Genomic DNA, 23,864 nt, shown 5'->3' with positions numbered 1-23,864 from the left:
TCGATCCCCACCCTGCGCCGGCCCCGACTACTCGAGCTGGCCGATCCTGCGCCGCAGCGCCCGCAGATCGCGCATGGCCCGGACGGCGTGCTCACCGTCGAAGGACTGGATCGCCGTGATCGCCTCGTACTCGTCGTCGGGAAGCTCCAGGCGCGCGCAGCTGGCTCCCTCCGGGAAGCTGATCCCCCGGACGTCGGACCACGCGTACTGGCGGGTCAGGATCGAGTTGCGCACCTCCACGCCGTTCTCGTCGGCACGCAGCCGCGGACGAACGGTCAGCAGGATCAGCCCGGCCAGCACCGCCCCGATGCCCACCATCGAGACCTGGTCCGAAACGGTGAGCAACAACCCCGAAGACGTCCGGCGCAGCAGCAGGGCGGCGATGACGCAGACGATCAGCACCACGGTCGCGGCGGGGATCGCCACCCTGCGCACTCGCAGGGGGCGCACCTGAACCACGTCGTCCGTCCCGGTGGAAGCGCTCACAGGAACCCTCGCTCGTTGCTGTAGTCACCACGGAGCTCACGCAGCACCCGCGCCGTGTCCAGTGCCGCCGCCGTGGCCTCGAACCCCTTGTCCTCGACGGACCCCTCGAAACCGGCGCGTTCCACGGCCTGATCCCTGGTGTCCACCGTCAGAACGCCGTTGCCGACGGCCGTCGCCTCGTCCAGGGCGACCCTGCCGAGACCGGAGGTGACCGATTCGCAGACGTACTCGAAGTGCGGGGTTCCGCCGCGGATGACCACGCCGAGCGCGACGACCGCGTCGTGGTCGTGCGCCAGCTGCTGGGACACCACGGGCAGCTCCATGGACCCGGGAACGCGCACCACCCTCGGCTCCGCGGTGCCCGCTTCCCCGGCCGCGTCCAGCGCGCGCCGCAGCATCCGCTCCGCGATCTCGGTGTGCCAGCGAATGGCCACGATCGCGAGCCGCAGGTCAGGGGCGTGCGGGACCCGCACCTGTGGTCTTCCCTCACCGCTCATGCCGTCACCCCCGAACCGTCACCCAGCGAGGAGTCCTCGCCGTCGTCCAGATACTGCAGCTCGTGCCCCATCCGGTCCCGTTTGGTCCGCAGGTAGCGCAGGTTCTCCGCGTTGGGGCGCACCGGCAGGGGTTCCCTGCCCACGATACGCAGCCCGTAGCTCTCCAGACCGACGCGCTTGTCCGGGTTGTTGGTCAACAGGCGCATCGACCGTATGCCCAGGTCCGCGAGGATCTGGGCGCCCTGGCCGTAGTCGCGCCCGTCCACCGCCATCCCCAGCTCCAGGTTCGCGTCCACGGTGTCGGCACCGGCGTCCTGCAGCTGGTAGGCCTGCAACTTGTGCATCAGGCCGATGCCGCGTCCCTCGTGACCGCGCATGTACAGCACCACGCCCCGGCCCGCTTCGGCCACTTTGGCCAGCGCCGCGTCGAGCTGGGGGCCGCAGTCGCAGCGCAGCGAACCGAGCACGTCCCCGGTCAGGCACTCGGAGTGCACCCGGACCAGGATGTCCTCGCCGTCCCCGATCTCGCCGTAGACCAGCGCCAGGTGCTCGATGCCGTCCAGCAGGCTGTCGTAGCCGAAGGTGCGGAAGGTGCCGTGCTCGGTCGGGATGCGCGCCTCCGCGACCAGTTGGACCTGCTTCTCGAAGCGCCTGCGGTAGGCGATCAGGTCCGCGATGGTGATCAGCGCCAGATCGTGCTCGGAGGCGAAGACCTCGAGCTCGTCGCGCTTGGCCATCTCGCCTTCGCTCTTCTCGCTGACGATCTCGCAGAGCACCCCGGCCGGGCGCAGCCCGGCGATCCGGGCCAGGTCGACGGCGGCCTCGGTGTGTCCGGAACGCCGCAGCACCCCCCCTTCCCTGGCGCGCAGCGGGACCACGTGCCCGGGCCGGTTGAGGTCGGCCGCCACCGAGTTCTCGGCCGCGAGCACGTTGATGGTGCGCGCGCGGTCCGCGGCCGATATTCCGGTCCCCACCCCGTTGGCCGCGTCGACCGTGACCGTGTAGGCGGTGCCGTGCAGGTCCTGGTTGGCGTGGTACATCGGAGGCAGGTCGAGCCGGTCGCAGTCCTGCCCGGTCAGCGCGGCGCAGACGTACCCCGAGGTGTAGCGCACCATGAAGGCGAGCAGTTCCGGCGTCGCCTTCTCCGCCGCGAAGATCAGGTCGCCCTCGTTCTCCCGGTCCTCGTCGTCGACCACCACCACGGGCCTGCCCGCGGCGATGTCGGCCAGTGCGCGGTCGATGTCGGCGAACCGCGTGTCGCCGGCTTGTTGCGTGTTCTTGTCGTGGGGGGTCGACTCGTTCGAGTTCACCGCGCTTACTCCCTGCCTTCGCCGTTGTCCACCGCGCCTGGTGCCCCGGTACGGGCGAGCTGGTCGAGTTGGGGGCCCAACAGCCGCTCCACGTGCTTGGCCAGCGCGTCGACCTCGATGTTGACCCTGTCCCCCTGCGCACGCCGCCCCAGTGTGGTCTCTTCGAGAGTGGTCGGGATCAGTGCCACGCTGAACTCCTGCGCACCGGCCTCGACGACGGTCAGCGACGCGCCGTCGACGGTGATCGACCCCTTCTCCACGAGATACCTGGACAGTCGGCCGGGAATGGAGATCCTGGTCAGCCCGTCCGAGTCCGCTCCGGACACGGTCCCCGTCGCGTCCACGTGCCCCTGCACGATGTGTCCGCCCAGCCGCTCGCCGAGCGCCATGGCGCGTTCGAGGTTGACCCGATCACCCGCCTTCAGCGCACCGAGCGTGGAACGACGCAGTGTCTCGTCGACCACGTCGACCGTGAACCGGCCGTCGGCCGTTCCGGCCACTGTCAGGCACACTCCGTCGACGGCGATGGAGTCACCGTGGGAGGCGTCGGCGGTGACCTTGGGCGCGATCACGGAGAGCCGCGCTCCTCCGGACACGGGGTCGACAGCGGCTACCTCACCGAGTTCCTCCACGATTCCGGTGAACACGTGACACCCTCCTTTGGGCGATCCCGTTGGCCTAGCGTGGTCCCCTCACGGGTGAACCCGGGGTGAGCACGGTACCCGACGTGCGGCCGTCATCCCGTTCCCCCGCGCGGCAGGCCGCGAACCGAGGCCGCTGCTTCCACTCTATCCTTCCGCGGGAACAGCGCTGATCCACACGTCCGGCCCACACATGGTGACCCGTTCGAAGTAAAAGCGCCATGCCCACGAGATGCTCACCACGCCCGCGTCCCCCAGCGCGGACCTTCCCGATCCGAGCAGTGCCGGGGCCACGAAGGCCTGAACCAGATCCACTCGTCCGGCCCGCAGGAAGGCCCCGGCCAGCGTCGGGCCTCCCTCGAGGAAGACCTCCACGACCCCCCTGTCCGCGAGCGCGCGCAGCGCGCCCTCGGGATCACCGCCCGGAAGGCGCAGGGTCGGCGCCGCGTCGTCGAGCACCTCGGCCCCCGCTGGCACCTCCCGGTCACCGAGCACCACCCGCAAGGGTTGTTCCGGGACCGGGGCACCGTGCTCGTCCCGCACGGTCAGGCTCGGGTCGTCGGCCAGGACCGTTCCGGTTCCGGCCACGATCGCGTCGCACTTCGCCCGGAGCCGGTGCACCTGCACACGCGCCTCGGGAGAGGTGATCCACTGGCTGGTCCCGTCCGCCGCGGCGGAACGCCCGTCGAGACTCGCGGCGTACTTCCAGGTGACGTGCGGACGACCGGTACGTGCGAAGTGCAGCCACCCGCGAAGCGCCCCACCGGCGACCTCCTCGGCGAGCACCCCGCCCGCCACGGCGACCCCGGCTCGTTCCAGCTCGCGGGCTCCTCCGGATGCCGGCGGATTCCGGTCGGACACCGCGTACACGAGCCCGCCGATGCCCGCCGCGCGCAACGCCGCCGCGCACGCCCCGGTTCTGCCGGTGTGCGCGCAGGGTTCGAGCGTCACCACCGCCGTCCCGCCGCGCGCACGGGAACCGGCCTCCTCCAGAGCGACCACCTCGGCGTGCGGCCCTCCCGGCGGCCGCGTGGCCCCGCTACCGACGACCTCACCCTCGGTGTCGAGGATCACGCACCCCACCGGCGGGTTGGGGCTGGTGCTGCCGTGCACCCCCTCGGCGAGTTCCGCGGCGTGCCGCATGGCGGCGAGCACACCCGGGGTGCGGGCCCATTCCGGAGGCATCAGCGAGGTCCGTGCGCCGCAGCCTGGGAGCGCAGGCGTTCGACAGCCCCGGTCGGGTCCTCGGCGCCGTAGACGGCTGAGCCGGCCACGAAGCAGTCCACACCGGCCTCGGCCGCCTGCTCGATCGTGTCGGTGTTGATGCCGCCGTCGATCTCGACGAGCAGGTTCAGGTGGCCGGTGTCGACCATCCGGCGCGCGGAGCGCACCTTGTCCAGCACATCGGTGATGAACTTCTGCCCGCCGAAACCGGGCTCCACGGACATGATCAACAGCGTGTCGTAGTGCCGCAGCAGCTCAGTGTAGGGGTCCAGCGGGGTGTTCGGCTTGATCGACAGTCCCGCGTTGGATCCGGCCGCGTGCAGGTTCTTGGCCAGCGCCACCGGGTCCTCGGCCGCTTCGACGTGCACCGTGACGTTGTGCGCTCCCGCCTCGGCGTAGCCCGGTGCCCACCGGTCGGGATCGTCGATCATCAGGTGGCAGTCGAGCGGTGTGTCGGTGCTGTGCAGCAACGACTCGACCACGGGAAGCCCCAGGGTGAGGTTCGGGACGAAATGGGCGTCCATAACGTCGACGTGCAGCCAGTCGGCACCCTGACCCGGACCCCCGACAGCGGCCATCTCCTCGGAGAGCCGAGCGAAATCCGCGGACAGAATGGACGGCGCGATCATGGGCTGGTTCGACACAGTCGGAATGATAGCCCTTGGGTCGTGACCCCTTCCGACTGTCCCGCGCGTCCACCCGCCCCCGGAAGAGCGCACCGGTTCGCGTCCCGGGACGATCGACCGGAGAGGAGCCCGTGGCAGTCCTCGTGCGGCGCCGTCCCACGAGCACGCGGAGCGGAGGAGGAGCAGGAGTGTCGTTGACCCGGAAAGTCCCGCGGGGGGTACCGCGCAAGCTGCTGCGGACCCCGATCCACCTCTACCGCCGGAACCTCGGATGGCTGCTCGGCAGCAGGTTCGTCTACCTCGTGCACCGTGGCCGCAGCAGCGGGCTGCCGCGCGAAACGGTGCTCGAAGTGGTGCGGCACCGGCCCGTAAGCGGCGAGGTGGTGGTGATCTCGGGCTGGGGGACGAGGTCCCACTGGTACCGCAACATCACCGCTTCCCCCGCGCTGGAGATCCGCATCGGGCGCAGGCGGTACCACCGCCCGCGCCAACGGGTTCTCGGCGAGAGCGAAACCGCCGAGCTGCTGGCCGGGTACGTGCGGGAGCACCCCTGGGCGGCACGGCTGTTGACCCGCCTTACGGGGTGGCCGATGCTGACCCCGCGGGGACGCGCGGAACTCGCCCGCACCCTGCCCGCGGTCTCCTTCCTCCCGCGGGAGGCGGAGCCGCCCGGCCCGACCGCGGCCGGACCGGGCGGCTGAACAGCGCCGCCCGAGGTCCGGGGCCGCTCCGGCACCCCCACGGCGACCGAACAGGAGAACTCCGGTCAGGCGCGTGCTCTGCGCCGGATGATCCAGTAGACGACCAGCAGCAGCGCGACGAACGGCACCCCGGCCTTCCAGGCCATGCCGAACTGATCCGTGAAGGGGGTCGTCAACAGCACCGCGAGCACGAACGCCATCGCGAGCACGGTGGTCACCGGCGTACCCGGCAGCCGTACCGGGGAAGCGGGCAACCCCTCGGCGGCTCGCCTGCGCCGGAAGGCCAACTGGCTGGCGAAGATGATCAACCAGGTCAGCAGTGCCCCGAACAGCGCCATCCCCAGCAGCACGGGGAACGCCGTGCTCGGGGACAGCGCGGAAACCGCCGCGGCCAGCGCGAGCCCGGCGGCGGAGAGCACCAGGGCCCTGCGCGGGGTCCCCTGCCGGCTCAGCCCGGCGAACCAGCGCGGGGCGTATCCGTCCCTGGCCAGCGAATAGGTCATCCGGGCGGTGACGTAGAGGTTCGTGTTCATGGCCGACAAAGCTGCCGTCAGGATGACGAAGTTCATCACTCCGGCCGCCGCCGGAATTCCCGCCGTGTCGAACAACCGCACGAAGGGGCTCTGCGTCAGTTCCTCACCCGTGGAGACGCTGTTCCACGGCAGGATCGAGACGATCACGAACATGCCGAGCACGTAGAACAGCGCGAGACGCAGCACCATGCCCCGCGCGGCTCGCGGCACGTCCCGCGTCGGATTCCTCGACTCGGAAGCCGTGACGGAGACCGCCTCGGTGCCGAGGTAGGAGAAGGTGACCACGGTCAGCGCGAGCCAGACCGCACCGATCCCGTTCGGCAGGAACCCGCCGTGCTCGGTCAGCGCCCCCGTTCCCGTCGCGGGAGCTCCCGGAAGGCCGAAGAAGATGTAGAAGATCCCGAGCAGCACGAACACCACGATGGTCACGACCTTGATCATGGCGAACCAGTACTCGAACTCGCCGAAGTAGCGGACGGCCGCGGCGTTGACCACGAGCATGATCACCGAGAAGGCGACCACCGGCATCCACAGCGGGACCTCCGGGTACCAGAACCGGAAGTAGATGCCCGCGGCCACGACCTCGCTGCCTATGTTGACCACCTGGGCGGCCCAGTAGACCCACCGCTGGACGAACCCGGTCAGCCCACCGAGGTAGCGGTGCGCTATGGCCCCGAAACCGCCTGCCTCCGGGTGCACCACCATCATCTCGGCCAACGCGTAGGCCAACGCGAGCGCGACGAGCGCGGCGACCGCGTAGGCCACCAGCACGGCCGGTCCCGCGATCGATATGGCCAGTCCCGATCCGAGGAACAGGCCGGTGCCGATCGCACCGCCGACGGCGATCATCCCGACCTGCCTGCTGCTGAGATCCCTCCGTAAACCGCTCTCGTGCTCTTCCTCCTGTTGTTGCCCCACCAGCGCTCCTCCCGTGGTCGATCGGCTACCGGACAAGCGGCAACAACCCTAGAAAGCGCACTCATCGGGCCCGCAGGCGGTACGGGAACCCTCCGGAAACGAGCACAGCGCCGTTCTCGGGCACGGTCACCGGCTACTCGCCGATGTCCTCCTCCCACAGACCGGGGGACTCCGCGATGAAGTCCGCCATCATGCGCACGCAGTCGGCGTCGTCGAGCAGGACCACTTCCACTCCCTGCTCGGCCAGCCAGTCGTGGCCGCCGTGGAAGTTGCGGGCCTCGCCGATGACGAGCCGGCCGATGCCGAACTGACGGACGAGACCGCTGCAGAACCAGCACGGCGACAGCGTGGTGACCATCGTCGTGGCACCGTAAGTGCGCAGCCTGCCCGCCCTCCTGAAGGCGGTGGTCTCGGCATGGGCGGTGGGGTCGTCGTCCTGGACCCGCCGGTTGCTACCCCGGCCGAGGATCTCGCCTTCCGAACCGACGAGCACCGCTCCGATCGGCACACCACCCGCCTCGGCACCGGCCCGGGCCTCTTCGACCGCCGCCGCGAGCCAGCTCCGGTACTCGTGCAGCTTCGCCTGATAATTCATCGATCTCCACTACTTCACTACCACGCGGCCACCGCCACGCGGTCCTCCGGCGGAAGCACCCGGTTCCGGATGAGCGGCGCCGCGTGCTGGCCTCGAAAATTTCCGGCCGCGCCGAGAACCGGGCCGGGTTTTTCCTTCGGCGCTCCCGGAGCCGCACACCACGCGAGCAGTCGGCACCGCCGCGGGTTCTCCCGTGGTACTCCCGCGAGGAAGGCCCGACGTCGTGCGGGCCGCTACCCGATGTCGGGCCTGCCCGCAGCGAGAGCCCGCGAGAGGTTCCGCCACAGAGCCACCCGAGCAACGGGGCCGGACAGCCTCAACCGCTCAGTGCGGCAGCGAGACCGTGGTGGGAGTGCCGTGCTCGACACTGCGACTGACGGTGCACCGCCGTGCGATCGCGCGCTCGACGGCATCGGCCAGTTTCGCACGCTCGGTCTCGTCGGCCACAGCGGACAGATCGACGTCGAAGGACAGCCGCACGGCACCGAACCTGTTGGGCTCCTCCTCGTCGAGCTCCCCGTCCGCGTGGACGGTGATCGGGGAGTGCTCGCCCACCCGCCTGGTCAACAGGTTCTCTCCGGTGAGCTGAGCACAGCCCGCCACCGCGGCCAACAGCAGTTCCCCCGGGGTGAACGAGTCGGGCGCTTCCTCGGTCGAGATCGTCACCTCGCCACCGCGTCCGTTGGTCGCGGTGAAAACGGACCGGTCGGTCCTGGTGACCTCGACGGGAGTTGACGACATGGTTACCTCCGAACCCACAGCTGACGAAACCCGCGGTTACCGCTCCACCCGCAGCAGAGCGCAGAACATGGCGTCCGTGCCGTGCCGGTGCGGCCACAGCTGGACGGAGGGCCCTTCGCCCAGCGCGGGCATGTCGGGAAAGTACTGACGGGCGTCGAGCTCGCGCGCCTCGGTTTCGCGGACCGCCTCCGCGACCACCTCCGTGGTCTCGGCCGGGTGCGGGGAACAGACCACATAGGCCACCACCCCGCCCGAGCGGGTCCGCTCGATCGCGGAGCGCAACAGCTCACCCTGCAACCGCACGAGCTCGTCGAGGTCCGCGGGCTGCCTGCGCCACCGGGCCTCCGGCCTGCGCCGGAGGGCCCCCAGGCCGGTGCAGGGGGCGTCCACCAGCGCTCGGTCGTAGTTCGCGGACTTCCCGAGGTCACGCCCGTCCGTGACCCGCACGTTCACCGAGAGCCCCCGGGTGGCCGATTTGACGAGCTCGGCCCGGTGCTCGGTCTGCTCCACGGCGTCCAGTTTTCCGCCGTCCATCGTCACCAGCGCACCGAGCAGGTTGGCCTTGCCCCCCGGTCCCGCGCAGAGATCCAGCCAACGGGTGTCCCGACCTTCCAGCTCCACCCTGCTCAACGCGAGAGCGGTGAGCTGACTGCCCTCGTCCTGCACGGAGGCGAAGCCCTCCTTGACCGGCTCCAGCTCCCCGGGGTCCCCCGCGCCGGGCTCGAGACGCACCCCGTACGGGGAGTACGGGGCCGGGTCACCACCGGTGACGGCGGCCAGCTCGTCCGCGCTGATCTCCCCGGGCCGGGCGGTCAGATGCACCTCGGGGCGCCTGTCATCGGCCGCCAGTGCCTCGTCCAGTTCCTCCGCGGCGACGTCACCCAGCGCGGCGGAGAAGGCCCGCGCGATCCACTCGGGGTGCGCGTGGCGGAACGCCGCGTGGCCCACCGGATCGACAGCGGGATCCGGGGCCAGCCTGTCCACCCACTCCTCCTCGGTGCGCTCACCGATGCGGCGCAGCACCGCGTTGGCGAAACCGGACACCCTGGAACCGCGGTTGCCCCGCACCAGATCGACGGTGGCGGCCACGGCGGCGTGCCCGGGAATCCTGGTCCGCAACAGCTGGTAGGCCCCCAGCCGCAACGCGTCGAGCAGCAGGGGGTCCGTCTCGTCGAGCGAGCGGTCGCTGCAGTCCGCGATGACCGCGTCGAGCAGTCCGCGGGCCCTGCAGGAACCGTAGGCGAGTTCCGTGGCCAGCGCGGCGTCCCTGCCGGTCAGGTTGTGCTGGCGCAGCAGCCCCGGCAGGACCAGGTTGGCGTAGGCGTCCCGCTCGCGCACCGCGCGCAGCGTCTCCAGTGCCACGGTGCGCGCGGGATCGTCGGCGGGCGGTTTCGTCCGATCGGCCCGCCGACGCGGCGGGCGGGAATTCTTCGGCCGGGAGTTGTCCCGGGAACGGTCGCGGTTCACTTCAGCACGGTTCCTTGCTCGATGTTGACTCCACGCGCCCAGTCCGTGGCTGGCATGCGTTTCTTGCCGTGTGCCTGCACCTCTCCGAGCCGCACGGGGGTGGTGGCCGTCCCGACCAACACCTGACGGCGTCCCACGGAGATCTCCCCCGGCCGCAATTCACCGGTCCCGGAGGAATCCCGCTCGGGGATTTCCACCGGTCCCAGCTTGAACCGGTTCCCGTCGAGCCAGGCCCAAGCACCGGGATCCGGCGTGACGGAACGGATCATCCGGTCGACCGCTCGCGCGGGCACGCCGAAGTCGACCTTGGCGTCCTCCGCGGTGACCTTGGGCGCGTAGCTCACCCCCTCGGAGGGTTGCGGTTCGGCGTGCACGGTGCCGTCCTCGATGGCGTCCATCGTCGCCACCAGCAACCGCGCCCCGGAAACCGACAGCCTGTCGAGCAGCGAACCGCTGGTGTCGCGCGGTTCGATCCGTTCGGTGACGACTCCGAAGACGGGCCCCGCGTCGAGTTCGGGAACGATCCGGAACGCGGTGGCCCCCGTCATGTCGTCACCGTGACGGATCGCTGCGGGAACCGGGGCCGCCCCGCGCCAAGCGGGCAGCAACGAGAAGTGCAGATTGACCCAACCGTGCCGGGGGATCGAGAGCGCCTGTTCCCGCAGCAGAGCTCCGTAGGCCACCACTGGGCAGCAGTCGGGTTCCAGCTCGGCGAGCCGGTTCAGGAACTCCGGGTCCGAGGCCCGGCTCGGAGTCAACACTTCGAGACCGTACTGCTCGGCGCACTCGCGCACCGGCGAAGGGACCAGCCTGCGCCCCCGCCCCGCCGGGGCGTCCGGCCGCGTGACGACTCCCACGACCTCGTGCCGCGAAGCGAGCAGTTCGCGAAGCGCGGGAACGGCCGGATCCGGCGTTCCCGCGAATACCACGCGCATGTCCAGTGCGCTCCTTTCAGGACTCCCGACAAGCGGCTTGGTCCGGCTCGGGTGCTTCAGCCCACGCGGAGCGTGGGCCCCGGGACGCGAGTCGGACGCATCGCGAGGCGGCAGGGCACGTGGCCACAGGCCGCTGCTCGAGGTGCCGACTCACGTGACGGCCAACCGACCAGCCACGCAAAGCTCCGTTACGAGTTATTGGAACAACGAATGCGGATCCTGCTTGATCACCGGTTCGGTGCCGTCGAACCAGGACGCAGCGCGGATCTCGCGCAGCGCGGTTTCGCGGGTCCGTTCGTCGAGCCGGTCCAGGAACAGCACCCCGTTGAGGTGATCGGTCTCGTGCTGCAGGCACCGAGCGAGCAGGTCGGAACCGCTCACCTCCACCGGCTCCCCGTGCATGTTCCAGCCACGAGCCACCACGTTGCGGTAGCGCCGACACTTCCAGCCCAGTTCCGGGATGGACAGGCATCCCTCCATCCCGTCCTGCGTCTGTTCGTCGGCCAACCACAGCGAAGGATTGATCAGGTGCCCCGCGTGGCCGTCGCAATGGTACGTGAAGACCCGGGCCCCCACCCCCAGCTGGGGAGCCGCCAGCCCGGCGCCTCCCCGCTTCTCCATCGTGTCCCAGAGATCGCGTACGAGCGTACGCAGCTCCCTGTCGAAATCGACGATCTCACCGGCCCTGGTGCGCAGCACCGGATCGCCGAAGAGCCTGATCGGCCGGACGGTCACGCGAGCCCCCTGGTCTTCGAGAGTACACGGCTTGGCCTGCTTGGGTGGTTGCTTGGCGGAACCTCTCGCGGGCTCTCGCTCCGGGTGCCCCGACCTCGGGTAGCGACCCTACACAACGTCGGGGCCTTCCTCGCGAGAGCACCACGGGAGAACCCGCTGCGGTGCCGGTGACTCAGGCTCGTAAGCGCCTGCGTTGGACAGCACCCCTTGATCAGGAGCGCCGGTCCAGGCGCTCTGCGCACTTCCGGTGCAAGGCCGCACCCCAACGCGAGTGCTGTGAGCCTGACCAGGACGAGAAGCTCCGGTGCGTGAGTCGGATGCATCGCAAGGCCGGGCCGCTCGCAGCGTAGGTGGCTACTCAAGAGCGTGCCCAACGCAGCAAGGCGCCGACTCACGTGCCGGCTAACCGGCCAGCTACGCAAAGTTCTGTTATGAGTTGCTGGACCAGTCTAGGCGAGCGAGCCGTCCGGACGGTGCCGCCTCCGCCCAGAGCCCGGAAGCGAGCTCCACGACGGAGGCGGCACCACGACGCGTCACGGCTCGACCGAGAGCGCCTCCTCCGTGTACTTGCAGGAAGGCGACCACAGCAGGAACGAGTCGATCCCGTTGGTCTTGGTGGCCTCGATCTGCGCGCCCACCTTGTCCGGACCGTAGTCGACTCCGAGGCTGAAGTCCTGCAACCAGGGGATCACCTCGGATCCCGTCCCCTCGACCGTCCGCTGCCAGTCCCGCAAGGAACGATTCACGATCTTGTACGGCTCATTGTTCGGGTCCGAGACGCCGTATTCTCCGGCACCCCAGTGTGACGGATAGATCATCGGCGCCACATAATCGACGTAGGAAGCCATTTTCGGAATGTTCTGCCCCACCGATTCGGGCCTGGTCACGGTGATTCCGAACACCGAAGCGCCGAGGAACGTACCGTGACCGCGGAGCCGATCCCGGGATTGTTGGAGAAACTCGGCGATGCTCTCGGACGGAGTGGTGTTCAGTCCCGCGAAACTCATGCTGCCGAGATCGCCGTCCGGTCTGCGCACGTAATCGTAGAGCACGTCGTCGAAACCGAGCTCCGCCGCTTCGGCCGCGATGTCGATGTTGTAGTCCCGCACCGTCGGATCGGCGAAATTGGTGAAGGAGTAGTCCCCGTAGCCTCCGTTGTAGGGACCTCCCGTCCCCGTCTGGACCACCTGCTGGCGGTTTCCGGACTTCCACGCGGCCTCGGCCAGCACCGGGTCCTTGAAGGCGACCAGCCTGCCGACCACGCGCACTCCCAGACCGTGCAACTGTTCGACGGCCTTCCTGGCGTCGTAGTACCCCTTGTCGGCACCGATCCGCTCGGCCAGTGGCACCCCCGAGTCGTACTGGACCTCACCGCTCTCGTCCTTTATGTCCAGCTGCACGGTGTCGATCTTGCCGTTGCGCGCCATGCGCAGCACCGGTTCCCGCAGTTGCGCGCTGGACCAGGCCAGTCCCGTCATGTGCACGGCGCGCATCCCCGGGTGATCGACCTCGACGCGCACTTCGGAAGAGGCCGTGTTGCCCGCGCGATCACTGGCCGTCACGGTGACGGTCGCCGGCGGGTCGGACAGCTCCGTGCTGAACTTCCCCGATCCGTCGGGGTGCACCCGCTGACCGGCCACGTCGACCCGCGCGGCCCCCTCGGCGCTGCCCTGCACCGTGACCGGGGCGGAGAAGGAGTCGGCGCGCACCGTCTCCGGCGTGTTCACCTCGGGCGCGGTCGAGTCCACGTCGAAGCTGCGATTCAGGGACTGGGGCCACGGCAGGGAACCGGACTTCAGCTCCACCCGAAGGTCGTGCCCGCCCTCTTCGAGCTCACCCGGCCGCAGCACGGCCTCACCACCGCGGACCCGAACGGGCACCGGCTCACCGTCGATGCTCGCCGTGATCCCGTCCGGCGACTCCGCCCGCACCCTGATGGCGCCGTCCGCCACCTTGCTCGGCGTGACGGCGTGTTCGGGCAGACCGACGACGGTGGGACGTTGTTCGGTCATCAGATAGGCGACCCAGATTCCACCGATCACGAGCAGAATACCCGCCGCGCTCAGCAGAATCCGTGTCCAGGATGAACGCCGGCGGCGTCGGCCTGACTCGTACTCTTCGTGTTGTCGTTCGTCGGGAGTGTCGATGTTGTCGTTTTCATCGGGCGTCGGATCAACCATCGTGTCACCTCACCTGAATCACCACGGTAAGCCGACGCCGTGCCGCTCGCAGATCGCGACAAAACGTCGTATTTCACGGTGACAGTCGGCGGCAATTCGAGCAATAACCGGCATGGAGCAACCAAAACGGGCTCGATCCTGCCTACAGTTTGGAATCTATGGCACATACGAGGAGCTCATACGGAACAGGCTTACTCCCCCGAGCGGGAAGGCCGGCGGGCTTACGCGGCGCGCTCGCGCTTACCGTCTCCATCGGACTCCTGCTCGCGGGCGGCTGCGCCTCCCGCGGGGCTTCGGAGTCCGAGCAGGACACCGCCGGCCCCACGTCTTCGACGCCCCCCTCGCCGACCTCCGCCCCTCCCTCCGCCGCCGAGGTGGGGGCCAACGAGCTCGGGGAGGTCCCCATCCTGATGTACCACCGAATCACTCCGAATCCGCAGAGCGTCTACGACCGGACCCCACAGCGGTTCCGGGCCGAGTTGCAACGACTGGCGCGGGAGAACTACGCCCCCGTCACCACCGCCGAGTACGCGACAGGAGAAATGGACGTCCCCGCGGGCAAGCACCCCGTCGTGCTGACCTTCGACGACGCTGCGGAAAGCCAGTTCCGCCTGAACTCCTCGGGCGAACCGGCCGAGGGAACCGCGGTGGCGATCCTGCGCGAGGTGGCCGCCGCCCACGAGGACTTCCGAGCGGTGGCCTCGCTCTACATCACCACACCACCGTTCGGGGGTGAACACAGTGGACGGAAGCTGCGCTGGCTGCACCAGCACGGTTTCGAACTGGGCAACCACACCTTGGATCATCCTACCCTTTCCGCGCGCTCGTCCTCCGAAGCGACACACCAGATAGCGGAAATGCAGCGGCGGATCACCCGAGAGGTCCCGAACGCCGAGGTGAGCACCATCGCCCTGCCACACGGAGTGCATCCGCAACCGGAGAAGCTCGCCCGCTCGGGGGAATCCGAAGGAGTGAGCTACCGGCACGACGCCGTACTCCTCGTCGGGGCGCGCCCCGCCCCCTCCCCGTTCTCCGGGAATTTCGACCCGCTGAACGTCCCCCGGATACGCTCACAAGGGGGATCCGGGTCCGGTTCCGAGCTCGGCTCGACGGTGTGGCTGGACAAACTCGCCGCCGACCCGGCCCGCCGGTACACCTCGGACGGCGATCCCTCCGTGATCTCCCACCCCGCCGACAGCACCCGCACACCAGCACCCGGCCAGGAGAAACGAATCAACGCTTACTAGCAGGACCCCACCACCTCGGTTCGCGTGGGTGACTCCGCGGCGGAACCTCGGGTGACGCCGACTGCCCGGGTGGACCTTCCAGCACTGCCTTGCGGCTCGGGGCTGTTCCGGTGCTGCCCGCGGCGAAGGACCGAGCCCGGTTCCGCGCGGGTTCGCCCGGTTCCGCGCGAAACGTTCCTTCTGGAACGGTTCCAGAGCGAACGTTTCGCGCGGAACGTTCCCACCGCGTGCTCGGACTCACCGGCATCGTCATTCCGCGAGGACGAGCACCTCGAGCGGAGGAAGGAGCCCTACCCCGCTCAGATCAACTCCAGGGGGTCCAGGCGCACCCGCACCGACTCGCCCCCGTTGCGGGAGTGCTCCCGCTGAGCGGACCACAGGGCGTCGGCAAGGGAACGCCCCTTCCCACGATCGACGCGCAACAACGCGCGCTCCCGCTCGGCGATCCCGTCCTCGTCCTCCTCCCCCAGCGGAACCGGCCCGAGAACCTCGCCCTCCGGCGGCAACTCGACACGCCCCAACAGCCCGGACACGGCCTCCCCCGAACCGTCCACCGAGGCCACGCGTTTCGCGGGGGGGAAGCCCAGTTCTGCCCGGCCCGCGAGCTCGACGGCCGCGTACCAGGAGGGGTCCCAGCGCACCAGCGCCTGAACCTGGGAGAACGAGGAGTCGGCCAGCACCACCACGCGACCGCCCTCACCGGCGGGCCGCACCTTGGCCGCGGCGGCGAACCACAGCCGCAACGCCTGCTCCCCCGCGCGCAGGTCGGGCCTGGACAGCAGGGCCCGCGCGTCCAGCAACAGGGCCGCCCCGTATCCCCCGGAAACATCGGGCTCGGCCCCCGGGGTGGACACGACCAGAGCCGGACCGGGGTCGACCCGGTCCAGCACGTTCCCCCCTCCCGAAGTGCGCACGGTCACCCCGCTGAACGCCCTGCCCAGCTCCTCGGCGGTGCGGCTCGCCCCGATCACGATCGCGCGCAGTTTCGTGCCACCGCAGTTGTCGCACCGGAAGCCCGCATCGGTGTTGCCGCACCACCGGCACGCCACCTCCCCGGGAGCTCCCCGCTCGGCCTCACCGGGAACGGCCAGCGGTCCCCCGCAGTGCCTGCAACGCGCACGCTCCCTGCACTGCGCACAGGCCAACGCTGGAACGTACCCCTTCCTGGGGACCTGCACCAGCACCGGCGCACCCCCGCGCAGGGCGTTGCGCGCCGCCTCGAACGCCACAGCGGGAACCCGTGCGGCACGCGCGTCCGGATCCCTGGCCAGCTGGGTGTCGTCCTCGCCGATCGCGGTGACCCTGGGCGCGCGAGTTCGCACCTCGGACCTGCTCGCCACGAGCTCGCTCGCCCAACCGGACTCCACCAGCAGCTGGGCCTCGGCTGTGCGCGCGAACCCCCCGACGAGCAAGGCCGCCCCCGCCGCGTGAGCACGGTGGGTGAGCACGTCGCGGACGTGCGGATATGGCGCCCTCGGATAGGAGTGCAACTCGTCGCCGTCGTCCCACACGACCATGAGCCCCGGCCGCGCCACGGGGGCGAACATCGCCGCCCGCGTGCCCACCACGACCGGCACGTTCCCGCGGTGCGCGGCCAGCCAACGCCGATACCGCTCGGCCGGACCGAGCTCGGAGGCCAGGGCGACGACCCGCTCCTCCCCCAGCACGTCCGCACAGGCCTTCACCAGCTTCTCCAGATCACGCTGGTCGGGAACCACCAGCACCGCGCCACGCCCGGCCGCGGCGGCCGTCGCCGCGAGCTCGGCCAACCGCGTGGCCCAGTCCTCTCCCGGCAGCGCCTGCCAGACGGCGCGGGCCGGTTTCCCGTCGTGCACCGCCTCGAGGAAGGCCTCGCCGTGTCCGTACCGCCCCCAGAGCGTGTCCACCGGCCGCCGCGGCTGCGCCGGAGGGGGCGGAACGGCCTCCTTCTCCACCCCGGCGTGCCTGGGGGGGATCGCCAGGCTCACCACGTCGCTCAACGTGCCCGCGTAGCGACGCGCCACAGACCGGATCAGCTCGAGCGTCCCGCCCGAGAGCACCGGCTCGGAAGACACCACCCGCTGCAACCAGGCGAGCCTGCCCCCGTAGTCCGACTCGGCCAGCCGGTCGAGCAGGAACCCGTCCAGCAGCCTTCCGTTGAACCGCACTCGCACCCTGCACCCCGGGACGGCCGCGGAATCGAACTCCTGCGGGATCAGATAGTCGAAGGGGCGGTCCAAGTGGTGCGGAGAGACGTCGACGAGGACCCTGGCCACCGGCAGGTTCGGAGCGGGAACGCGGGAACCGCGCCCCGAGCGCGCTCCACCGGAGGAACGCGCACGTCCGGATCCGGACCCCGCCATGCGCGCACCTCCCAGACACCGACACGGACCGGGCAGCCACCCTACCGAGCGCTCGCGGTCGGAGTTCGCCGGCTCGGTGCGCGTGGTGGCGCGGGCGGCGGAACCACCTGCGACGACCGAGGCGGCGCGGAGAACGGCGCTCCCGCGGAGATCGCCCGCTCTGGTCGGTGGTCGGGTCGGGGCTTCCTTCCGGCCCTCCCGGCGCCGAAACGCACCACACGAGCACCCCGGAAACCGGGGAGGAAAGCTCCAGTAGGATCGGCACGCGGATGATGACCGGTCCGTGCTGTGGAAAGGGTGCCGCGTGTTCCACGTCGTCTTCTATCACCCCGAGATCCCCGGGAACACCGGCAACGCCATCCGGATGGTCGCCGGGGCGGGCAGCGCGCTGCACCTGATCGCCCCGCTCGGGTTCCGCGTGGACGACGCGGACCTCAAACGTGCCGGGCTGGACTACCACGACAGAGCGGTGCTGCGGGTGCACGACAGCCTGGAGGTCGCCTGGCGCGAACTGGAACCGGAACGGGTCGTGGCCTTCACCACCCAGGCGGAACGCTCCTACGAAACCGTGGAGTACCGCTCCGGCGACGTGCTGCTGTTCGGACCGGAGTCGGTCGGCCTGCCGCAGGAGGCCCTGGAGGTGGGGCCGGAGACGATCCGGACGCGTATCCCGATGGTTCCCGGCATCCGCTCGATGAACCTGGCCAACTCGGCGGCCGTCGCGGTCTACGAAGCCTGGCGCCAGCAGGGCTTCGCCGCACGATGAACCCTCCGTTCGGGTGAGTTCGGCGAGAACACCGCACGACGCAGCCGCGATCACGATTACCTGGGAACCGAACACGGCATTCGAGGAGAGCGTCTTGAACGGATTCCCAGCACTACGACGCGGGCTGATCGCACTGGTCGCGGTGACCCTGGTCGGTCTTCCCGGCACAGCAGGGGCGGTGCAGCCCGCCCGAACCACTCCCCCGGAGCAACGCCAGGCGGCGACGTCCCGCAGCACCGAGCGCGAACTGCAACGACGACTCGACGCGGTGCACGACGCGGGGATGCCCGGCATTCAGGCCGCGTTTCGCCGCGGCGACCGGAGCCGGGCGAGGGCGGCCGGAGTCGCGGACACCCGCACCGAACGACCGCTGCGGGCGGGGTTCCACCACCGGATCGGCAGCGTCACCAAGACGTTCGTCGCCACCGCCGTCCTCCGGCAGGTCGAGACCGGACGTGTGGAACTGGACGCCCCCGTCGGGCGTTACCTGCCCGAACTGGTTCCCGGCGAACGCGGAGAACGGATCACCGTGCGCATGCTGCTGAACCACACCAGCGGCATCGCCGACTACGCCGACGTGTTGTTCGGCTCGATCGCACGGGGTTCACTGGCCGATCTGGACAAGAACAGGTTCCGCTACCACTCCCCCGCCGAACTGGTGGCCACCGGATTGAACCAACCACCGACCAACGCGCCCGGTGAAAGCTGGTCCTACTCCAACACGAACTACGTCATCGCCGGGGAACTGCTCAGGGAAGTCACCGGGCAGTCCCCGAGGCGCCACATCACCCGGGAGATCATCCACCCGCTGGGGCTGCGGGACACGTACTTCCCCGGCGCGAACCCGTTCGTCCCCGGTCCGCACAGCAAGGCCTACGAAGCTCTTTACCAGCTGCCGAAACGGCGCGGCGAGTACAGCGTGTACAACATGACCTGGGCCCGCAGCGCCGGGGCGCTGATCTCCACCCCCTCCGATCTGAACCGCTTTTACCGGGCCCTTTTCCGCGGAAAGCTGCTGGCGGAGGAAAGCCTCGCCGAGATGCGGCGCACGGTTCCGGTCCCCGGCAGCCCGGCGATGCGCTACGGCCTCGGGTTGATGCGCCTCGACGCGGGACCGTGCGGCACCCTGTGGGGGCACGACGGAAAGGTCTGGGGAATGTCGACGCTCTCGCTGCACAGCGCCGACGGGAGCAGGCAGCTCAGCTACGGGATGAACCTGACCGACTACCGGCGGCTCGACGACAACGGCCTGCCGATCCCGCACCCGATCGACCGGCAGGTCGAATCACTGCAGAACAACGTGCTGTGTGATGCGGCGGGGTCCACGAGCACCCCGCGGCAGCGAGCACCGGAGCGGCGCACGGTCCACGGGCTCACGCTCGCGGGAGCGTCCTGACCCGTCCACGCGTCAGCGAGCCGTTCGGGAAACGTTCCGGAACGGCGGTTTCGCGCGAAACGTTCCCGCTGGAAGCGGTCCGGGGGCGGAGAGGATCCGGGCCGGATCAGCGGTCGGCCGCGGAGCGGAGCGCCTCGACGCGGTTGGTGCGTTCCCAGGGCAGGTCCACATCCGTACGACCGAAGTGGCCGTAGGCCGCCGTCGGCGCGTAGATCGGGTGCAGCAGGTCCAGGTCCCGGATGATCGCCGCCGGACGCAGGTCGAACACCTCGTTGATCGCGGCCTGGATCTTGATCGGAGCCACGTTCTCGGTGCCGAAGGTCTCCACGAACAGGCCCACCGGCGCGGCCTTGCCGATCGCGTACGCCGTCTGCACCTCGATCCGGCTCGCCAGGCCCGCGGCCACGACGTTCTTGGCCACCCAGCGCGTGGCGTAGGCCGCCGAGCGGTCCACCTTCGACGGGTCCTTGCCCGAGAACGCGCCACCACCGTGGCGGGCCATCCCGCCGTAGGTGTCGACGATGATCTTGCGGCCGGTCAGGCCGCAGTCACCCATCGGGCCACCCGTGACGAACCGACCCGTCGGGTTCACCAGCAGCCGGGTGTCGGAAGCGTCCAGGGAGAGGTCGGAGAGTTCGGGGTCGACCACCTGACGGCGCACACCGCTCGCCACGCCCTCGTCCGGATCGACCTCCTCGGAGTGCTGAGTGGACACCACCACGGTGTCCAACCGGACCGGCTGGTCGCCCGCGTACTCGACCGTCACCTGGGTCTTGCCGTCCGGACGCAGGTAGGGCAGCACGCCCTCGTTCCGGGTTCGGGTCAACCCGCGGGAGAGCCGGTGCGCCAGCGCGATCGGCAGCGGCATCAGCTCCGGCGTGTCGTCGCACGCGTAACCGAACATCAGCCCCTGGTCGCCTGCACCCTGCTGAGCGATCTCGTCGATAGCGCCCTCGACGCGGGACTCGTGCGCGGAGTCCACGCCCTGCCCGATGTCCGGCGACTGCGCGTCGATGGAGACGTTGACGCCGCAGGAGTTCCCGTCGAAGCCCTTGGCCGAGTCGTCGTAACCGATCTCGAGGACCTTCTCCCGCACGATGCCCGGAATGTCGGCGTAGGCCTCGGTGGTCACCTCACCGGCCAGGTGCACCTGCCCGGTGGTGATCATGGTCTCCATGGCCACGCGGGAGCGGGGGTCCTGAGCCAGCATCGCGTCCAGGACCGCGTCGCTGATCGAGTCGGCCATCTTGTCCGGGTGGCCCTCGGTCACGGACTCACTGGTGAACAACCTGCGCTGGTCAGGCTCCATGGAACACCTCGTCACAAGGTAAAAAGGTCGGGTGTGCCCGCGTCTCGGCCGGGATGCCGCCGTGCCACGAGCACGATGCGTGATTTCTGCACTCAGCCTACGGTGGGAGCTCGCTGGTCGGCGAACTGCTCCACCACCGCGTCCCACACTCTGGAAGCCAGCAGGGACTTCGCGCCGTACGGGACGGGACGCTGCGTCCCCGATGCCGCCAGCACCCAGCCCGCGTTGTCCTCCACCTCGAAGGCCTGCCCGTCACCGACCGCGTTGACGACCAGCAGATCGCACGCCTTGCTCGCGAGCTTGTTCCTGCCGTACTGCAGAACGGTGGTGTCGGGGTCCCCGGTCTCGGCGGCGAACCCGGCGAGAACCCCGATGCGGATCCGTCCCTCGGAACGTGCCGAGCCGAGCTCACCGAGCACATCGGGATTGCGGACGAGTCCGACTGGTTCCGGCTCCCGATCGGACTTCTTGATCTTGTGCTCGACCCGTTCGCCGGGCCGGAAATCGGCCACGGCCGCCGACATGACCACGGCGTCCGCGTCCGCGGAGACGTCGAACATCTCGGCGCGGAGCTGCTCGGCCGTCTCCACCCGGCGCAGCCGCACTCCCGCGGGAACGGGCAGGTCCGCGGTGTTCGCGGCCACGAGCGTCACCTCCGCCCCCCGGTGGGCGGCGACCCGCGCCAGGGCGAAACCCTGCCTGCCCGAGGAACGGTTCCCGAGGTAGCGGACGGGATCCAGCGGCTCGCGCGTTCCCCCCGCGGAGATCACCACTTTCCGCCCGGCGAGATCGCGCGGCACGGCCGCGGGGTCGGTGAGCAGCAACCTGGCCAGGTCCACTATCTCGGCGGGGTCGGGCAACCGCCCCTTCCCGGAGTCGGTCCCGGTCAGCCTGCCCCTGTCCGGTTCGGCGACCACGACCCCCCTGCTCCGCAGGGTCTCGACGTTGTGCCGGGTGGCGGCGTTCTCCCACATCTCGGTGTGCATCGCGGGAACGAGCAGGACCGGGCAGCTCGCGGTCAGCAGCGTCGAGGTGAGCAGATCGTCGGCGATGCCGTTCGCCGCGCGGGCGATCAGATCGGCCGTGGCCGGGGCGACCACGACCAGGTCGGCCTCCTGCCCCAGTCGCACGTGCGCCACGCTCGGCACGTCCTCGAACACGCCGGTCCGCACCGGATGCCCGGACAGCCCCTCGAAAGTTGCCGCACCGACGAACCTCAACGCCGCCTCGGTCGGAGCGACCCGGACGTCGTGGCCACTCTCGGTCAGCCCGCGCAGCACCTCACAGGCCTTGTAGGCGGCGATGCCACCGGAGACCCCGAGAACGACCCGGGAACCGCCCGACCCGCTCCCGTCTTCGCTCACGCGCCCTCGGAGTGTTGCAGGACGCCCGCGTGGATCTCGCGCAGGGCGATGGACAGCGGCTTCTCCCGCGGTCCCGGTTCGACCAGCGGGCCGACGTACTCCAGCAGTCCCTCGCCCAACTGGGCGTAGTAGTCCTGGATCTGCCTGGCGCGCTTGGCGGCGTAGATGGCCAGCGCGTACTTGGAGCTCACGTTGTCCAGCAGATCGTCGATCGGCGGATCGGTGATGCCCTCGGCCACTAGGCTCGACTGGGACTGGGTGTTCGAGGACTGGCCGCCGGGAAAGGCGGTCAGCGAGTTGGGGATGCTCACGTGCGTGGCTCCTGTGCTCTCCGACGGCGATCGGGTTCGGTCGATCCGGGTGACTCGACTCGGCGCACGTGACACGCGCACCGGGTCGGCGTCCGACCCACCTACCGGCCGCTCCGCGGTGTGCCGCGCTTCCGACGCGGAACCGCGACGAACCACTACGCGGCCGGCCGCACCGGGCGGCCGACCGGAAGTCCGCAGCTAACCGGGGGTTGGGCCGGTTATCAATCGTACCAATTCATCCGCCGCTGCCCGCACATCGGCGTTCACGACGGTGGCGTCGAACTCGGAACGCGCCGCGAGCTCGGCACGTGCCGTGTCCAGTCGTTGCCGGAGAACCTCGGAGTCCTCCGTACGACGACCGGTCAGCCGCCGGACGAGATCCTCCCACGAGGGAGGCAGGAGCATGACGAGCCGCGCTTCGGGCATGCTGCGCCGCACCTGCCGGGCACCCTGCAGTTCGATCTCCAACACCGCGGGTCGTCCCGAGGCCAGCGCTCGCTCCACGGGTTCACGCGGTGTGCCGTAGTAGTTGCCCGCGTAGTGGGCGTACTCCAGCATCTCGCCCGCGTCCACCATCCGCTCGAACTCGGCCCGGTCGACGAAGTGGTAGTGCACCCCGTCGACTTCGCCCGCGCGAGGGGGGCGGGTGGTCACGGACACGCTGAAGTAGATCTCCGGTGCCTGTTCGCGCAGCCCGTCGAGCACGCTCGACTTGCCGACACCGGAAGGGCCGGAGACGACGGTGAGCCGGGGAGCGTCCGTGTGAACACTCCCCGGCCGCACGCCGTCGTCCGCGTCGATCACGCCGCGTTGAACTCGGCGAGCAGCGCCTTGCGCTGACGCTCGCCGAGACCACGCAGCCTGCGGCTGTTCGCGATCTCCAGCCGCTCCATGATCTGTTGCGCGCGGACCTTGCCCACGCCGGGAAGGGCCTCCAACAGCGCGGAGACCTTCATCTTTCCGAGGGTCTCGTCGTTGTCGGCACTGTCCAAGACCTCGGCCAGGCTGGTCCCACCGCGCTTGAGGCGCTCTTTGAGCTCAGCGCGGGCGCGACGGGCGGCAGCCGCCTTTTCGAGTGCCGCAGCCCGCTGCTCCTCGGTCAGCTGGGGAAGGGCCACCATGTCCTCCGTGATGTGGGTTTTCTTGATCGGTGCGGCGACGGTACCGACCCAGGTCAGGTCGCTACGAGGCGGGTCCTCCTTTTTCGAGTCGGTTTCATCGGCTCTTCCGCCGCCCGGCCTGTCAGGTGACTCGCCCACGACACTGACGAGCACCGGCCGCTGCAAGTACTACCAACAACCACGCTGAAGTGCACTAACCCGGGGCAAAACTGTTCCGAACTGTCCGATTTCCGGGCAGTTGAGCGACGCTCAGCGAGTCATAGCAGGTCATTTCGGGCACACGGCGGGAATGTCGGGCGTGTGAGCAAAACTGCACGAACCGGAGCGAGTTCCCCCACCGCCCGAGGATCCCGGTGTCTCGCCCTCCCGCCCCGCGAACCGGTTCGGGAGAGCTGAAACACACCGGAAAACCGACTCCA

General features: G+C 69.7%; 23 protein-coding genes. 4 read left to right on the top strand and 19 right to left on the bottom strand.

All coding sequences use genetic code 11. The features are described from left to right. Positions 1-27: 27 nt before the first annotated feature. The 6 genes from FHR84_RS01415 to rpe form a co-directional block, all read right to left on the bottom strand. Positions 28-486: a PH domain-containing protein gene (locus FHR84_RS01415; RefSeq protein ID WP_179533591.1), complete on the bottom strand. Its 459-nt coding sequence runs from the start codon at positions 484-486 to the stop codon at positions 28-30. Continuing rightward, complete coding sequence (ribH, locus tag FHR84_RS01410) at positions 483-983, bottom strand: 6,7-dimethyl-8-ribityllumazine synthase (protein ID WP_179533590.1); 501 nt, start codon at positions 981-983, stop codon at positions 483-485. Before ribH ends, FHR84_RS01415 begins: the two co-directional genes overlap by 4 nt. Beyond that, positions 980-2,293, bottom strand: a complete 1,314-nt coding sequence (locus FHR84_RS01405; protein WP_179533589.1) for a bifunctional 3,4-dihydroxy-2-butanone-4-phosphate synthase/GTP cyclohydrolase II — start codon at positions 2,291-2,293, stop codon at positions 980-982. Before FHR84_RS01405 ends, ribH begins: the two co-directional genes overlap by 4 nt. 5 nt (positions 2,294-2,298) lie before the next feature. Further along, positions 2,299-2,940, bottom strand: a complete 642-nt coding sequence (locus FHR84_RS01400) for a riboflavin synthase (protein WP_179533588.1) — start codon at positions 2,938-2,940, stop codon at positions 2,299-2,301. A gap of 141 nt (positions 2,941-3,081) precedes the next feature. Further along, complete coding sequence (ribD, locus tag FHR84_RS01395) at positions 3,082-4,119, bottom strand: bifunctional diaminohydroxyphosphoribosylaminopyrimidine deaminase/5-amino-6-(5-phosphoribosylamino)uracil reductase RibD (protein ID WP_179533587.1); 1,038 nt, start codon at positions 4,117-4,119, stop codon at positions 3,082-3,084. Beyond that, positions 4,119-4,787 (bottom strand): ribulose-phosphate 3-epimerase, encoded by a 669-nt coding sequence (gene rpe, locus FHR84_RS01390; RefSeq protein ID WP_179534361.1) that lies wholly within the window; start codon positions 4,785-4,787, stop codon positions 4,119-4,121. The genes ribD and rpe overlap by 1 nt, the downstream gene beginning before the upstream one ends. Positions 4,788-4,978: 191 nt before the next feature. On the opposite strand from rpe, the gene FHR84_RS01385 reads away from it, so the two are divergent. Beyond that, complete coding sequence (locus FHR84_RS01385) at positions 4,979-5,485, top strand: nitroreductase family deazaflavin-dependent oxidoreductase (RefSeq protein WP_179533586.1); 507 nt, start codon at positions 4,979-4,981, stop codon at positions 5,483-5,485. Between the two features lie 65 nt (positions 5,486-5,550). Here FHR84_RS01385 and FHR84_RS01380 read toward each other — a convergent pair whose 3' ends face one another. From FHR84_RS01380 to FHR84_RS01350, 7 genes are all read right to left on the bottom strand, one after another. Continuing rightward, positions 5,551-6,867, bottom strand: coding sequence for an amino acid permease (locus FHR84_RS01380; protein WP_425489850.1), 1,317 nt, complete (start codon positions 6,865-6,867; stop codon positions 5,551-5,553). 202 nt (positions 6,868-7,069) lie between these two features. After that, the gene (locus FHR84_RS01375; RefSeq protein ID WP_179533584.1) at positions 7,070-7,531 is read right to left on the bottom strand and encodes a nucleoside deaminase; all 462 of its coding nucleotides are present in this window, start codon (positions 7,529-7,531) and stop codon (positions 7,070-7,072) included. A gap of 324 nt (positions 7,532-7,855) precedes the next feature. Next, a complete protein-coding gene (locus tag FHR84_RS01370; RefSeq protein WP_179533583.1) occupies positions 7,856-8,272 on the bottom strand; it encodes an OsmC family protein in 417 nt (138 codons plus the stop codon). 36 nt (positions 8,273-8,308) lie between these two features. Then, on the bottom strand, positions 8,309-9,739 hold the full coding sequence (locus tag FHR84_RS01365; protein ID WP_179533582.1) for a transcription antitermination factor NusB: 1,431 nt from the start codon (positions 9,737-9,739) through the stop codon (positions 8,309-8,311). Then, positions 9,736-10,674 (bottom strand): methionyl-tRNA formyltransferase, encoded by a 939-nt coding sequence (gene fmt, locus FHR84_RS01360; protein ID WP_179533581.1) that lies wholly within the window; start codon positions 10,672-10,674, stop codon positions 9,736-9,738. The genes FHR84_RS01365 and fmt overlap by 4 nt, the downstream gene beginning before the upstream one ends. Positions 10,675-10,869: 195 nt before the next feature. Beyond that, positions 10,870-11,409 (bottom strand): peptide deformylase, encoded by a 540-nt coding sequence (gene def / locus FHR84_RS01355; protein ID WP_179533580.1) that lies wholly within the window; start codon positions 11,407-11,409, stop codon positions 10,870-10,872. Positions 11,410-11,942: 533 nt separating this feature from the next. After that, entirely contained in the window at positions 11,943-13,589 is a 1,647-nt protein-coding gene (locus tag FHR84_RS01350; RefSeq protein WP_179533579.1) for a putative glycoside hydrolase, read from the bottom strand. A 158-nt stretch (positions 13,590-13,747) separates the two neighbouring features. Here FHR84_RS01350 and FHR84_RS01345 point away from each other — a divergent pair, with 158 nt between their 5' ends. After that, a complete protein-coding gene (locus FHR84_RS01345; RefSeq protein WP_246300086.1) occupies positions 13,748-14,836 on the top strand; it encodes a polysaccharide deacetylase family protein in 1,089 nt (362 codons plus the stop codon). Between the two features lie 299 nt (positions 14,837-15,135). Here the strand turns inward: FHR84_RS01345 and FHR84_RS01340 are convergent, their stop codons facing one another. Beyond that, positions 15,136-17,178, bottom strand: coding sequence for a primosomal protein N' (locus tag FHR84_RS01340; RefSeq protein WP_179533578.1), 2,043 nt, complete (start codon positions 17,176-17,178; stop codon positions 15,136-15,138). Between the two features lie 304 nt (positions 17,179-17,482). Between FHR84_RS01340 and FHR84_RS01335 the strand changes: the two genes are divergently transcribed. Then, positions 17,483-17,944, top strand: a complete 462-nt coding sequence (locus FHR84_RS01335) for a TrmH family RNA methyltransferase (protein ID WP_179534359.1) — start codon at positions 17,483-17,485, stop codon at positions 17,942-17,944. Between the two features lie 94 nt (positions 17,945-18,038). Then, positions 18,039-19,340 carry a serine hydrolase domain-containing protein gene (locus FHR84_RS01330; RefSeq protein WP_179533577.1) on the top strand — a complete coding sequence of 434 codons (1,302 nt, stop codon included), beginning with the start codon at positions 18,039-18,041 and terminating at the stop codon, positions 19,338-19,340. Between the two features lie 106 nt (positions 19,341-19,446). Here the strand turns inward: FHR84_RS01330 and metK are convergent, their stop codons facing one another. The 5 genes from metK to mihF form a co-directional block, all read right to left on the bottom strand. Next, positions 19,447-20,649, bottom strand: a complete 1,203-nt coding sequence (gene metK, locus FHR84_RS01325; RefSeq protein WP_179533576.1) for a methionine adenosyltransferase — start codon at positions 20,647-20,649, stop codon at positions 19,447-19,449. Between the two features lie 92 nt (positions 20,650-20,741). Then, positions 20,742-22,013 (bottom strand): bifunctional phosphopantothenoylcysteine decarboxylase/phosphopantothenate--cysteine ligase CoaBC, encoded by a 1,272-nt coding sequence (gene coaBC, locus FHR84_RS01320; protein WP_179533575.1) that lies wholly within the window; start codon positions 22,011-22,013, stop codon positions 20,742-20,744. Beyond that, positions 22,010-22,324 (bottom strand): DNA-directed RNA polymerase subunit omega, encoded by a 315-nt coding sequence (gene rpoZ, locus FHR84_RS01315; protein ID WP_017975982.1) that lies wholly within the window; start codon positions 22,322-22,324, stop codon positions 22,010-22,012. Before rpoZ ends, coaBC begins: the two co-directional genes overlap by 4 nt. 198 nt (positions 22,325-22,522) lie before the next feature. After that, complete coding sequence (gene gmk, locus FHR84_RS01310) at positions 22,523-23,128, bottom strand: guanylate kinase (RefSeq protein WP_179533574.1); 606 nt, start codon at positions 23,126-23,128, stop codon at positions 22,523-22,525. Next, the gene (gene mihF / locus FHR84_RS01305; RefSeq protein ID WP_026152571.1) at positions 23,125-23,442 is read right to left on the bottom strand and encodes an integration host factor, actinobacterial type; all 318 of its coding nucleotides are present in this window, start codon (positions 23,440-23,442) and stop codon (positions 23,125-23,127) included. Before mihF ends, gmk begins: the two co-directional genes overlap by 4 nt. Between the last annotated feature and the right edge of the window lie 422 nt (positions 23,443-23,864).

It is taken from the genome of Actinopolyspora biskrensis (assembly GCF_013408175.1).
Lineage (GTDB): Bacteria > Actinomycetota > Actinomycetes > Mycobacteriales > Pseudonocardiaceae > Actinopolyspora > Actinopolyspora biskrensis.
The sequence above is the reverse complement of the archived record's forward strand: the minus strand, read 5'-3'. Positions and strand labels throughout refer to the sequence as shown.